13 protein-coding genes are annotated in these 13,008 nt (G+C 62.0%); 8 read left to right on the forward strand and 5 right to left on the reverse strand.

What is annotated here, in order from left to right:
• The first annotated feature begins 49 nt into the window (after positions 1-49).
• From LIX91_RS16260 to ggt, 3 genes are all read left to right on the forward strand, one after another.
• A complete protein-coding gene (locus LIX91_RS16260; protein ID WP_226488780.1) occupies positions 50-1,576 on the forward strand; it encodes a CoA-acylating methylmalonate-semialdehyde dehydrogenase in 1,527 nt (508 codons plus the stop codon).
• A gap of 33 nt (positions 1,577-1,609) precedes the next feature.
• Entirely contained in the window at positions 1,610-2,497 is an 888-nt protein-coding gene (gene mmsB, locus LIX91_RS16265) for a 3-hydroxyisobutyrate dehydrogenase (RefSeq protein WP_226488781.1), read from the forward strand.
• Between the two features lie 205 nt (positions 2,498-2,702).
• A complete protein-coding gene (gene ggt, locus LIX91_RS16270; RefSeq protein ID WP_003408400.1) occupies positions 2,703-4,430 on the forward strand; it encodes a gamma-glutamyltransferase in 1,728 nt (575 codons plus the stop codon).
• Between the two features lie 67 nt (positions 4,431-4,497).
• Here the strand turns inward: ggt and phnE are convergent, their stop codons facing one another.
• From phnE to LIX91_RS16290, 4 genes are read right to left on the reverse strand one after another with little or no spacing between them, the layout of a single operon-like run.
• Positions 4,498-5,265 (reverse strand): phosphonate ABC transporter, permease protein PhnE, encoded by a 768-nt coding sequence (phnE, locus tag LIX91_RS16275; protein ID WP_226488782.1) that lies wholly within the window; start codon positions 5,263-5,265, stop codon positions 4,498-4,500.
• Positions 5,262-6,089, reverse strand: a complete 828-nt coding sequence (locus tag LIX91_RS16280; protein WP_226488783.1) for a PhnE/PtxC family ABC transporter permease — start codon at positions 6,087-6,089, stop codon at positions 5,262-5,264. Before LIX91_RS16280 ends, phnE begins: the two co-directional genes overlap by 4 nt.
• A complete protein-coding gene (locus tag LIX91_RS16285) occupies positions 6,083-6,880 on the reverse strand; it encodes a phosphonate ABC transporter ATP-binding protein (protein WP_226488784.1) in 798 nt (265 codons plus the stop codon). The genes LIX91_RS16280 and LIX91_RS16285 overlap by 7 nt, the downstream gene beginning before the upstream one ends.
• Positions 6,877-7,728: a putative selenate ABC transporter substrate-binding protein gene (locus tag LIX91_RS16290; protein WP_003403547.1), complete on the reverse strand. Its 852-nt coding sequence runs from the start codon at positions 7,726-7,728 to the stop codon at positions 6,877-6,879. Before LIX91_RS16290 ends, LIX91_RS16285 begins: the two co-directional genes overlap by 4 nt.
• A gap of 234 nt (positions 7,729-7,962) precedes the next feature.
• Between LIX91_RS16290 and selD the strand changes: the two genes are divergently transcribed.
• Genes selD through LIX91_RS16305 form a run of 3 tightly spaced genes read left to right on the forward strand, consistent with a single transcriptional unit; the run spans position 7,963 to position 10,895 of the window.
• Positions 7,963-8,997, forward strand: coding sequence for a selenide, water dikinase SelD (gene selD, locus LIX91_RS16295; RefSeq protein WP_003408410.1), 1,035 nt, complete (start codon positions 7,963-7,965; stop codon positions 8,995-8,997).
• Positions 8,997-10,097, forward strand: a complete 1,101-nt coding sequence (mnmH, locus tag LIX91_RS16300; RefSeq protein WP_044313494.1) for a tRNA 2-selenouridine(34) synthase MnmH — start codon at positions 8,997-8,999, stop codon at positions 10,095-10,097. The genes selD and mnmH overlap by 1 nt, the downstream gene beginning before the upstream one ends.
• A gap of 33 nt (positions 10,098-10,130) precedes the next feature.
• Positions 10,131-10,895 (forward strand): sulfite exporter TauE/SafE family protein, encoded by a 765-nt coding sequence (locus LIX91_RS16305; protein ID WP_065348977.1) that lies wholly within the window; start codon positions 10,131-10,133, stop codon positions 10,893-10,895.
• Positions 10,896-11,041: 146 nt separating this feature from the next.
• Here LIX91_RS16305 and LIX91_RS16310 read toward each other — a convergent pair whose 3' ends face one another.
• On the reverse strand, positions 11,042-12,010 hold the full coding sequence (locus LIX91_RS16310) for a polyprenyl synthetase family protein (RefSeq protein ID WP_003427833.1): 969 nt from the start codon (positions 12,008-12,010) through the stop codon (positions 11,042-11,044).
• Positions 12,011-12,249: 239 nt separating this feature from the next.
• On the opposite strand from LIX91_RS16310, the gene rplU reads away from it, so the two are divergent.
• Both rplU and rpmA read left to right on the forward strand, forming a co-directional pair.
• Positions 12,250-12,561, forward strand: a complete 312-nt coding sequence (gene rplU / locus LIX91_RS16315; RefSeq protein ID WP_002551971.1) for a 50S ribosomal protein L21 — start codon at positions 12,250-12,252, stop codon at positions 12,559-12,561.
• A 32-nt stretch (positions 12,562-12,593) separates the two neighbouring features.
• A complete protein-coding gene (gene rpmA, locus LIX91_RS16320; protein WP_002551972.1) occupies positions 12,594-12,869 on the forward strand; it encodes a 50S ribosomal protein L27 in 276 nt (91 codons plus the stop codon).
• Positions 12,870-13,008 lie beyond the last annotated feature (139 nt).

The raw sequence follows: 13,008 nt of genomic DNA on the forward strand, positions 1-13,008 counted from the left end.
TTCTGCACAGGCTGTGGATGCGTGGTTTGCTGAAGGGAGAATCGCTGAAATGAATGCCTCACTGAACCACACGACGACCTCGATTGCTCGCGTGAAACTGCTGATCAACGGCGAGTGGACCGACTCGCAAAGCAGCGAATGGCAAGACATCGTCAACCCGGCCACTCAGGAAATCCTCGCCCAGGTGCCATTCGCCACGGCCAGTGAAGTGGACGCCGCCGTCGCAGCCGCTCACGCGGCCTATCGAACCTGGCGTGAAACCCCCATCGGTGTGCGTATGCGCATCATGCTCAAGCTGCAGGCGCTGATTCGCGAGCACTCCAAGCGTATCGCGGCGGTACTCAGTGCCGAGCAGGGCAAGACGCTGGCCGATGCCGAGGGCGATATCTTTCGGGGGCTGGAAGTGGTCGAGCACGCCTGTTCGATCGGCACGCTGCAAATGGGCGAGTTTGCCGAGAACGTCGCCAGTGGCGTTGACACCTATACCCTGCGCCAGCCGATCGGCGTGTGCGCCGGGATCACGCCGTTCAACTTCCCGGCGATGATTCCGCTGTGGATGTTTCCGATGGCGATCGCCTGCGGCAATACATTCGTGCTCAAGCCTTCCGAGCAGGATCCGCTGTCGACCCTGTTGCTGGTCGAGCTGGCGATCGAGGCGGGGGTGCCTCCTGGTGTGCTCAACGTGGTGCATGGTGGCAAGGAGGTGGTGGACGCGATCTGCACGCACAAGGACATCAAGGCTGTTTCCTTCGTCGGTTCGACGGCGGTTGGCACGCACGTCTACGATCTGGCCGGTCGGCATGGCAAGCGGGTGCAGGCAATGATGGGGGCGAAGAATCATGCCGTGGTGCTACCCGACGCCAATCGCGAGCAAACCCTGAACGCGCTGGTGGGCGCAGGTTTCGGTGCGGCGGGTCAGCGGTGCATGGCTACCTCTGTGGTGGTGCTGGTCGGCGCGTCTAGACAGTGGCTGCCCGACCTCAAGGCCCGGGCGCAGAAACTCAAGGTCAATGCCGGCAAGGAGCCGGGCACTGATATCGGACCGGTGATTTCACGAAGGGCCAAACAACGCATTCTGGATCTGATCGAGAGTGGCGTGCGTGAAGGCGCGACGCTGGAACTGGATGGTCGTGAGGTTTCGGTTCCGGATTACGAGGGCGGCAACTTCGTGGGGCCGACCTTGTTCTCGGGCGTCACCACCGACATGCAGATCTACGCCCAGGAAATTTTCGGGCCGGTGCTGGTGGTGCTGGAAGTCGATACCCTCGATGAGGCTATCGCGCTGGTCAACGCCAACCCGTTCGGCAACGGCACAGGGCTGTTCACCCAGAGCGGTGCGGCGGCACGCAAGTTTCAAAGTGAGATCGATGTCGGGCAGGTCGGGATCAATATTCCGATTCCCGTGCCGGTGCCGTTTTTCAGTTTCACTGGCTCGCGGGGTTCCAAGCTGGGCGATCTGGGCCCGTACGGCAAACAGGTGGTGCAGTTCTACACTCAGACCAAGACCGTCACCAGCCGCTGGTTCGATGACGACAGCGTCAACGATGGCGTGAACACCACGATCAATCTGCGCTGAGCGCTGGCGGTCAATTCGTTCGGGAGAACAACCATGAACATCGCATTTATCGGTCTGGGCAATATGGGCGCGCCCATGGCCCGCAACCTGATCAAAGCCGGTCACGCCTTGCAGGTGTTCGACCTGAACAAGAGCGTACTGGCTGAGTTCGCCGAGCTGGGCGCACAGGTCAGCGACTCACCCGCGCAGGCGGCCCAGGGCACTGAACTGGTCATCACCATGCTGCCCGCAGCGGCGCATGTGCGCAGCGTGTACCTCAACGACGACGGCGTGCTGAAAGGCATCTCAGCCGGTGTCCCGGCAGTTGATTGCAGCACCATCGACCCGCAGACCATCCGCGACATTGCCGCTGTTGCTGCGCGGCAAGGCGTGGTGTTGGGCGATGCGCCGGTGTCGGGCGGCACCGGTGGTGCGCAGGCCGGAACCCTGACCTTCATGGTCGGAGGTTCTGCCGGGCATTTCGCCGTGCTCAAACCGGTGCTGGAACAGATGGGCCGCAACATCGTGCATTGTGGTGACGTGGGCACCGGCCAGATCGCCAAGATCTGCAACAACATGCTGCTGGCGATTTCAATGATCGGCGTGGCCGAGTCCATGGCGCTGGGCAATGCACTGGGTATCGACACCGAAGTGCTGGCCGGCATTATCAATACTTCGACCGGTCGTTGCTGGAGTTCGGAGGCCTACAACCCGTGGCCCGGCATCGTCGAAACCGCTCCCGCGTCACGCGGTTACAGCGGCGGCTTTGGCGCCGAGCTGATGCTCAAGGACCTGGGCCTGGCAACCGAGGCCGCGCGCGCTGCGCATCAACCGGTCATCCTCGGCGCAGTGGCGCAACAGCTGTACCAGGCCATGAGCCTGCGTGGCGATGGCGGCAAGGATTTCTCGGCGATCATTGAGGGGTATCGCCCGAAAGCCTAGGCGTCACCCGTGTCGGGAATCAGTGGGGCGTTGCTGTGTATCCGGTTTTTACATTAGGAAAACGCGGCAGAACCGGCTACTTTGGATCCCGTCAGATCAGCGCAGGGATGCTCGGTACGCTTCGATGAGAAGTGCCGCATCCTCGCCTGGAGGCTGGCGCTTCACTCATCAAACGTCCCTGACCCAGAAAAAGAAGAGATCGACCATGAAGTTCGAACCCCTCGCCAGATCGTTGATCGCGACGGCACTGATTGTCGCGTATTCCCCCACATTCGCCGCGTCACAAGCCCCGGTCGCTGCCGAAAACGGCATGGTCGTAACGGCTCAGCACTTGGCTACTCACGTGGGTGTCGATGTACTCAAGGCTGGCGGCAATGCGGTCGATGCGGCCGTAGCGGTCGGCTACGCGCTGGCGGTGGTCTATCCCGCTGCGGGCAACCTCGGCGGTGGTGGTTTCATGACCATTCAACTGGCCGACGGGCGCAAGACCTTCCTCGACTTCCGTGAAAAGGCACCATTGGCGGCCACCGCCGATATGTACCTGGACAAGGACGGCAAGGTCATCCCTGACCTGAGTGCCAAGGGCCATCTGGCTGTCGGCGTGCCGGGCACCGTGTCCGGTATGGAAATGGCCCTGAGCAAGTACGGCACCCGCAAGCGTGAAGAAGTCATCGCGCCGGCGATCAAGCTCGCCGAGGAAGGTTTTGTGCTGGGGCAGGGCGATGTCGACATGCTGTCGAGCGCCACCGATGTGTTCAAGGCGGACATGGCCGATTCCGGCTCGATCTTCCTGAACAAGGGCGAGCCGATGCAGGTCGGTCAGAAGCTGGTGCAGAAAGACCTGGCCAAGACCCTCAAGGAAGTGTCCGAGAAGGGCAGCGACGGTTTCTACAAGGGCTGGGTTGCCAAGGCGCTGGTCGACTCCAGTCAGGCTGGCAAGGGCATCATCACCCAGGCGGACCTGGACCATTACAAGACCCGCGAGCTGGCGCCTATCGAATGTGATTACCGTGGCTACCACGTGGTCTCGGCACCGCCTCCGAGCTCCGGCGGTGTGGTCATCTGCCAGATTCTGAACATCCTCGAAGGCTACCCGATGAAAGAGCTGGGCTTCCGCTCGGCGCAGGGCATGCATTATCAGATCGAGGCCATGCGTCACGCCTACGCGGACCGCAACAGCTACCTGGGCGACCCGGACTTCGTCAAGAATCCGGTCGAGCACCTGCTGGACGTCAAGTATGCCGCCAAGCTGCGCGCTGCCATCGATCCGCAAAAGGCCGGTGACTCGAACAAGATCAAACCCGGCGTCGCGCCCCATGAAGGCAGCAACACCACTCACTATTCGATTGTCGATAAATGGGGCAATGCGGTTTCGGTGACCTACACCTTGAACAACTGGTTCGGCGCGGGCGTCATGGCCAGCAAGACCGGCGTGATCCTCAACGACGAAATGGATGACTTCACCGTCAAGGTCGGCGTGCCCAACATGTACGGACTGGTGCAGGGCGAAGCCAACGCGATCGCGCCGGGCAAGACGCCGCTGTCGTCGATGAGCCCGACCATTGTCACCAAGGACGGCAAGGCTGTGATGGTCGTCGGCACGCCGGGCGGCAGCCGCATCATTACCGCCACGCTGCTGACCATGCTCAACGTCATCGACTACGGCATGAACATTCAGGAAGCGGTGGACGCGCCGCGTTTCCACCAGCAATGGCAGCCTGAAGAAACCAACATCGATACCTTCGCGGTCAGCCCTGACACGCTGAAGATTCTCCAGAGCTGGGGTCAAAAGTTCGCAGGTCCGCAGCCGCTCAATCATGTGGCGGCGATTCTGGTGGGCGCGCCTTCGCTGGGTGGCAAACCGGTCGGTAACAACCGCTTCTACGGCGCCAACGATCCGCGTCGCAACACCGGCTTGTCGCTCGGCTACTGAGTCACGCTGCTAATCACGCCACGGCCCTGAGCTTCAGGGGCGTGGCGTTTTGCTTTCTGCCGCCTGCTCAGTTACGCACCCAGCGCTGCCTGCTCCAGCCGCTCAAAGCGTCGACGGCGAATACCAGTATCAGCATCGCCAGAATCACGGTACTGGCCTGCGCTTCCTGAAACAGGCTGAGGCTGACATACAGCATCTGCCCCAGACCGCCCGCGCCGACGAAGCCCAGCACGCTGGCCATGCGAATGTTGTTCTCCCAGCGATACAGCGTATACGCCAGCAGTTGTGGCCAGAGGTTGGGCAGGGTGCCGTAGCTGAACGCCTGCCAGGCGCTGCCGCCCTGCAGACGAATCGCTGCAGCGGGTTGCGGCGCGGTGTTTTCCAGTGCCTCGGCAAACAGGCGGCCCAGAACGCCTGTGGTGTGCAGTGCCAGTGCCAGCGTGCCGGCATTGGGGCCGAGCCCGGCAGCCAGCACCATCAACACGGCCCACACCAGTTCCGGAATGGCGCGCAGCGCATTGAGCAGCAGGCGACTCAGGCTGCGCAGGAACCAACCGAAGCGTCCGGCAGCGGGCAGTGCCAGGAGTAAACCTGCAATGGCGGCCAGCAAGGTGCCGAGTGCCGACATGGCCAGGGTTTCCAGGCCGCCCTGGCCGATTGCCTGCAGATGAGGGCCACTCAGGTCCGGGCTCATGAAGCGCAACGCGTAACGGCCCATCTGTGTCAGGTTGTCGTGACTGCCCAGGGTGAACAGGTCGAGGCCGAGGTACACAAACGATGCGACCACGGCCGCAATCATGGTCAGCACCAGCAGCAGATTGCCTGCGCGCTTCATGTGAACTGCCTGCGCAGCAAACGGCTGAGCTGGTCGGCGAGCAGCACCAGCAGCAGGAAGGTCAGCAGCATGCTCGCCACTTCGTCACCGGCGAACATGCGCATCGACAGGTCGATCTGCTGACCCAGTCCGCCTGCGCCGACGAAACCCATGACCACCGAAGCGCGCACGGCGCACTCCCAGCGGTACACGGTGTAGGAGGTCAGTTCGGCTGCCGCGTTGGGCAGGATGCCGTAAGCCAGTGCGGCCAGGCGACCGCTGCCGGCCTGGAGCAGCGCGTGGGCCGGGCGTTGGTCCACCGATTCGAAAATCTCCGCGTACACTTTGCCGAGCATGCCTGCGTAGGTGATGGCGATGGCCAGCACGCCTGCTGTCGGGCCCAGGCCGACCGCGCGCACGAACAACAGCGCCCAGACAATTTCCGGCACGCTGCGCATAAAGATCAATACCCCGCGTGCCGGCCAGCGCAGGCATTGGCCGAGCCAGCCGGGGCGGCCGCCACGTGAGGCGGCCGACAGCGACAATGCCTGGCTGGCGAGCAGGCTTGCCGGAACGGCCAGCAGCAAGGCAAGGGCAATGCCGGCTGTGGCGATCGCCAGGGTTTGCAGCGTCGCATCCAGCAGCAGCCCGAGGAATTCCGCAGAGTGCGCCACCGGCCAGAACCCGGCGAGAAAGCTGCCCATCGTCCGCGCATTATCGGCTTGCAGCAGTACCAGCGGATTCAGTTCGGCCAGGCGAATGCCCGGCCAGAGCAGGGCGACCGCCAGCAATGTCAGCAACAGGCGCGGCGTTGCCGCCGGGTCGCGCTGATCCCGACTCAGCATCGTGGCGTCCAGCGTGTTTCAGCCGCATCCGAAACCGCCTGAGGGCTGAGTTGTTCGTTGGCATACAGCGTGTCGAGATGCTCCCGGCCTACCTCGCTGGCGGCGAGGTCGAAGTGAATTCGCCCGTCGCGCACCCCGATGACCCGCGGGAAATGTTCCAGCGCCAGTTCCACCGCATGCAGGCTGGCGACCAGCGTCACGTTGTGCTCGATGGCGTGCTGACACAGCAGCGCCAGGGTGTGATCGGCGAGGCGCGGGTCCATCGCCGAAACCGGCTCGTCGGCCAGCAGCAGTTCGGGTTGCTGATACAGGGCGCGGGCAATGCCGACACGTTGCAGCTGCCCACCGGACAACTGCTGGCAACGCTCGAACAATTTGTCCGCCAGGTCCAGACGCGCCAGCACCTCGCGGGCGCCGCTGATGTCGAGTGGATGCAGCAGGTTCAGCAGGCTTTTGCCCAGCCCCCACTGACCAAGCCTGCCCGCCGACACCGCAGTCACCACCCGCTGGCGCGCCGGCAACGGCGGTGCCTGATGAATCAGCGCAATGCGGCTGCGCAGGCGCTGGCGTCGTGTGCTGGAGAGCTGCCAGGGATCAGTCCCCAGCACCTGCAGTTGCCCGGCACTGGGTGGCAGAGCGCTGGCCAGCAGGTTGAGCAGCGTGGTCTTGCCCGCACCGGACGGCCCGATGATCGCTACCCGTTCGCCACGAGCGATGCTCAGGTCCATGCCGCGCAACGCCAGTGTGCCGTCGCTATGGCGCAGCTCGATGGCGGACAGATGCAGGGTCATTTCAGCAGGTCGGCAGCGCGTGCGGCTTCTTCGATGCCTTTGTAGTTCTCTGGCTTGGTCTCGATGAAGCGGCTGGCGGCCTGAAGATCGAGGATCGCCTTCTGCTCCGGGTTGGCCGGGTCGAGGTCGAGGAAGGCCTGTTTGATCTTCGCTGCCAGTGCCGGGTCGAGGCTGCCGCGTACGGTCCAGTTGTAGTCGAAGTAAGCCGGTGTGGTCTGGAAGACGTGAACCTTGTTGGTGTCGACCTTGCCGCTGGCGACCAGCTTGTCCCACACGCTGGCGTTGAGCACGCCTGCATCGACCTTGCCCGCCTGAACCCACGCGGCGGTTGCGTCATGCGCGCCGGAATAGGCGACGCGGCTGAAGAACGTTTCCGGCTTGATGTTTTCCTTGAGCATGAAATAGCGCGGCATCAGGCTGCCGGATGTCGACGACACCGAACCGAAGGCAAACGTCTTGCCCTTGAGGTCTGCCAGGGTTTTCACGTTCGGATCGGAGGTGATGAATTTGCTGGTGAACCTGGCGTCCTGCTCACGCTGTACCAGTGGCACCGCATTACCGGTCTTGAGGTTGACCTGAACGAAGGTGAAACCGCCCAGCCAGGCCATGTCGAGCCGGTCAGTGGCCAGCGCTTCGACCACTGCCGGGTAATCCGCGACCGGGACGAACTCGACCTTCATGCCCAGCCGTTGCTCCAGATAAGCTCCCAGCGGCTTGAACTTGCGCAGCAGTTCGGTGGGCGCTTCGTCGGGAATGGCCGAGACGCGCAGGGTGTCGGCAGCGTGGCTGGTCAGGGCGGAGAAGGACAGGGCAAGGCCGGCGGCGAGCGCCAGGGTACGCTTGAGCATGGAGGTTCTCCGGTTCAATAGCGGAAAAAGGATAACGTGAAGCCCGCCTGCACGAGCAGGCGGCGCTTCACAGGATTCGGTGGTGATGCGCGGGGATTATAAGAGGCATGGCGAGAAAGGCCAGTTCGCAGATTCACCGCCCGAATGCACGACCGGCGCACGACGCGGTTTGCGCTGATAAGGGAACAGCCCCTAGACTCCACAGCCTGTTTCCCGGTAACCGAGAGTGTCGCGATGAATGAGCCAATCCGCCTGACCCAGTACAGTCACGGAGCAGGGTGTGGCTGCAAGATTTCCCCCAAGGTGCTGGACGTGATCCTCGCTGGCAGCGGCGCTCAGAACCTTGATCCCAGACTCTGGGTTGGCAATGCCTCGCGTGATGACGCGGCGGTCTATGCGCTGGATGACGAGCGCGGCGTGGTCTCGACCACGGACTTCTTCATGCCCATCGTTGATGACCCGTTCGACTTCGGCCGTATCGCCGCGACCAATGCCATCAGCGACATCTATGCGATGGGCGGTGACCCGCTGATGGCCATCGCCATTCTCGGCTGGCCGGTCAACATCCTGCCACCCGAAGTGGCGCGTGAAGTCATTCGCGGTGGCCGTGCCGTCTGCGACGCTGCCGGTATTCCGCTGGCGGGCGGGCACTCCATCGATGCGCCGGAGCCGATCTTCGGTCTGGCGGTGACCGGCGTGGTGCAGAAAAAGCACATGAAGCGCAACGACACTGCCCTGGCGGGGAGCACCTTGTACCTGACCAAGCCCCTGGGCATTGGCATCCTCACCACCGCCGAGAAAAAATCCAAGTTGCGCGATGAAGACATCGGTCTGGCGCGTGACTGGATGTGCACCCTGAACAAGCCGGGCAGCCGTTTCGGCAAGCTGGACGGCGTGCAGGCAATGACCGATGTCACCGGCTTCGGTCTGCTCGGGCATCTGGTTGAAATGGCGGACGGCGCAGGTCTGACCGCGCGTCTGGACTACGCTGCTGTACCGCGTCTGCCCGGCGTCGAGCATTACATTGCCGAGGGCTGTGTGCCGGGCGGCACATTGCGCAACTTTGAAAGTTACGGCGACAGGATCGGCGCACTGAGCGATGCCCAGCGTGACCTGTTGTGTGATCCACAGACCAGCGGCGGTCTGCTGGTCGCGGTCAGCCCTGAAGGTGAAGCCGAGTTTCTGATCGTGGCCGCCGAACTGGGACTGCTGCTCAACCCTATCGGCACTCTGCACGAGCGACAGACCCACGCCGTCGAGGTGTTCTGATGGCCGACAACAGCAGCGACTACCGCGCACTGTTTCTCAACGACGTGCCGATGATGGACGCTCGCGCTCCGGTGGAGTTTTCCAAAGGGGCTTTTCCTGGCGTGATCAACCTGCCGCTGATGAATGACATCGAGCGGCAAAAGGTCGGCACCTGCTACAAGCAGCACGGCCAGGACGCCGCTATTCAGCTCGGGCATCAATTGGTCTGTGGTCAGGTCAAGGATGAACGCGTCAATGCGTGGATCGAGTTCGCCAAAGCCAATCCGGATGGCTACCTGTACTGCTTTCGCGGCGGGCTGCGCTCGCAGACGGTACAGCGCTGGCTGAAGGATGCCGGGGTCGACTACCCGCGGGTTCTTGGCGGCTACAAGGCGATGCGCACATTCCTGCTGGATACCCTGCACGAGGCGGTGAGCGAATGCGCTATCGTCGTGCTCGGCGGAATGACCGGCACGGGCAAGACCGAAGTATTGACGCAGCTGCCCAACAGCGTGGACCTGGAAGGCATCGCCAATCATCGCGGCTCCAGCTTCGGCAAGCGTGCCACTGGGCAGCCGGCGCAGATCGACTTCGAGAACCGGCTGGCCATCGACCTGCTCAAGAAGCGCGCAGCCGGTATCGAACAATTCGTTGTGGAAGATGAAAGCCGTCTGGTCGGCAGTTGCAACGTGCCACTGGAGCTGCACCAGGCGATGCAGGGCTGCGCGATGGTCTGGCTGGAAGACAGCTTCGAGAACCGCGTCGAGCGCATTCTCGAGGACTATGTGATCAACCTCTGCGCAGAGTTCATCACCGTCAAGGGCGAAGAGCAGGGCTTCGGGCTGTTCGCCGAGCGTCTGTTGCAAAGCCTGAACAACATTCACAAACGCCTCGGCGGCGAGCGTCACCAGCGCCTGTCGGGCCTTATGCAGGCGGCGCTGGAAGAACAGCAGCGCAACGGTGCGGTTGATCTGCACCGAGGCTGGATCGAAGGGCTGCTCGGCGAATATTACGACCCGATGTACGCTTACCAGCGTGAACACAAGGCGGCGCGTATCGAATTCGCAGGTGATCAAGCGCAAGTGCTGGCTTACCTGCGCGAGCGCTCAGTAAAAGGTTAAGCCTCGACCTCTATCCATCTGGCAAGGGACGCCATGCACTCGATTCTCGACTTCTATCAAACGCTGGGCTGGGGCCTTTCGGCGCTGGTAATCGGCACCTTTCTGCTGGCCGGTACGGTCAAGGGTGTGATCGGCCTGGGCTTGCCCACGGTGGCAATGGGGTTGCTGGGGCTGGCCATGCTGCCGGCGCAGGCTGCGGCGTTGCTGATTATTCCGTCGACATTCACCAACGTCTGGCAACTGGCGACGGGTGGCAATCTGCGGCCTTTGCTGAAGCGGCTATGGCCGATGCTGAGCATGATTTTCATCGGCACGCTGGCAGGGGCGTTCTGGCTGGGCATGAGTGGCGGTCATTCAATGACCCGCGCGTTGGGTGGCGCGTTGTTTCTCTACGCACTGAGCGGGTTGTTCCTGCCGACCTTCAGGGTTGCCGCCGCTGCCGAGCGCTGGCTGGGTCCGCTGTGCGGTTTGATCACCGGGGTGATCGCGTCGGCCACCGGGGTGTTCGTGATTCCCGTGGTGCCTTATTTGCAGGCATTGGGGCTTGAGCGCGACCAACTGGTCCAGGCGCTGGGGTTGTCGTTCACTGTCTCGACGCTGGCGCTGGCGGCGGGTTTGTCGTGGAACGGCGCACTGGGCGGCGCAGAGCTGGGCGCATCCACGCTGGCGCTGATTCCGGCCCTGTTGGGCATGCTGTTGGGGCAATGGCTGCGCCAGCGAATCAGCGCGGTGCTGTTCAAGCGTGTGTTCTTTATCGGTATGGGCCTGCTGGGGCTGCATCTGCTGATAAAGGGCTGATGAGTCATGCGCTGTATCGCGGGCATGCGCGACTTGCACTGAGGATTCAGTGTTTTCCGGATTTCATGCAGGAGAGGATGACGGATTACGCGCTGACTGCCATTTGCCGAGCCCGTCGCTGGACGGGCTTTTGACTGCTACGAATATTAGTGCGTACGGGCGACTGCAAACTCGCTCAGTTCGATCAGTGCGTCGCGGTACTCGCTGGGCGGCAGCGCGTCCAGGCAGGCAATGGCGCGGGCCGCGTAGTCACGCGCCAGCTGTGCGGTGTAATCGAGGGCACCGGCGCTTTCTACTGCGTTGCGGATGCTTTCCAGATCTTCCAGACCACCTTTCTGGATCGCCTGACGAACCAGTGCGGCCTGTTCCGGGCTGCCTTCACGCATGGTGTAGATCAGCGGCAGGGTCGGCTTGCCTTCGGCGAGGTCGTCACCGACGTTCTTGCCCAGCGTCTCGGCATCGCCACGGTAGTCCAGCAGGTCATCCACCAACTGGAAGGCCACACCCAGGTGGTCGCCGAACGTGCGCAGGGCTTCGCTCTGTTCCTGAGGAGCGTTGCACAGGGCCGCGGCGCTGTGGGTCGAGGCTTCGAACAGCATGGCTGTCTTGCCGCGAATCACTTCCATGTAGGTCTCTTCGGTGGTGCTGGCGTCACGAATCTTCGAGAGCTGCAGCACTTCGCCTTCGGCGATGATGCGAGTCGCCTTGGACAGAATCTTCATGACCTCCATCGAGCCCAGTTCGACCATCATTTCGAACGAGCGCGAATAAAGGAAGTCGCCCACCAATACGCTGGGCGCATTGCCCCAGAGCGCGTTGGCGGTGGAACGACCGCGACGCATGCCGGACATGTCGACAACGTCGTCATGCAGCAGGGTCGCGGTGTGCAGGAATTCGATAGTGGCGGCGAGCAGGCGAACATCATCGCCTTCGCGGCCCAGTGCCTTGCCGCACAGCAGCACCAGCAACGGGCGCAGGCGCTTGCCACCTGCCGACGTGATGTAATCACCGATTTTCGAGACCAGCGGTACGCGCGACGTCAGTTGCTTTTTGATGATAAGGTCAACGGCACTAAAGTCGTCCGCCACCGCGCGGTAGAAGGCTTGGGGTTGCATCAGCGACAGGTGCTCCGGATAGGTTGCGCCGCATGCTAGGTCGCGGGGTAGAGCGTGTCAAGGTATGACGAGCCGCCTCTTGCAACACGCGAATGCCTTGCGTACAATCGCGCACCCTAACTTTCCTGGGCAGCACCTGCCTTACGCAATGCAAACGGGCCGTTCCAGCCCCATGCAGCCATGCCAGCCGATACTCTTCTTATAAAGAGCTGGGTGAGCAGGATTTTCGGAGAAATACCATGTACGCAGTAATTGTTACCGGTGGCAAGCAGTACAAAGTCGCCCCAGGTGAATACCTGAAAATTGAAAAACTGGAAATCGCTACTGGCGAATCCGTTACGTTTGACCGCGTTCTGCTGGTTGGCAATGGCGACGACGTCAATATCGGTGCTCCCGTTGTTGCTGGCGCTACCGTTGTGGCTGAAGTGGTTTCGCAAGGTCGTCACGATAAGGTTCGTATCATCAAGTTCCGTCGTCGTAAGCACCACATGAAGCGTATGGGCCACCGCCAGTGGTACACCGAGATCAAAATTACAGGTATTCAGGCTTAATTCAGCCTAATCCTCAACTGGAGAATTGACTCATGGCTCACAAAAAAGCTGGTGGTAGTACCCGTAACGGGCGCGACTCAGAAGCCAAACGCCTTGGCGTGAAGATGTATGGCGGCCAGGCTATCATCCCTGGCAACATCATCGTGCGTCAGCGCGGCACCCAATTCCACGCTGGCTACGGCGTTGGCATGGGTAAAGATCACACCCTGTTCGCGAAAGTGGAAGGCGTGATCAAGTTTCAGGTCAAGGGCGCCTTCGGTCGCCGCTACGTGAGCATCGTTCCGAAGACTGAAGTCTCCGCAGCGTAATCACGCAGTAGCTTAAGAGCCCTGTCTTGCGACGGGGCTTTTTTGTTTGTAGAGGTAGAGAGGCAGGTGAGTCTCTTGCAAAACTGTTTGTGCGGGCTGTTGTGATGTTGACCCATGGGGTTGCTGGTTTCTGATCGGT

It is taken from the genome of Pseudomonas sp. B20 (assembly GCF_020515755.1).
GTDB lineage: Bacteria > Pseudomonadota > Gammaproteobacteria > Pseudomonadales > Pseudomonadaceae > Aquipseudomonas > Aquipseudomonas syringae.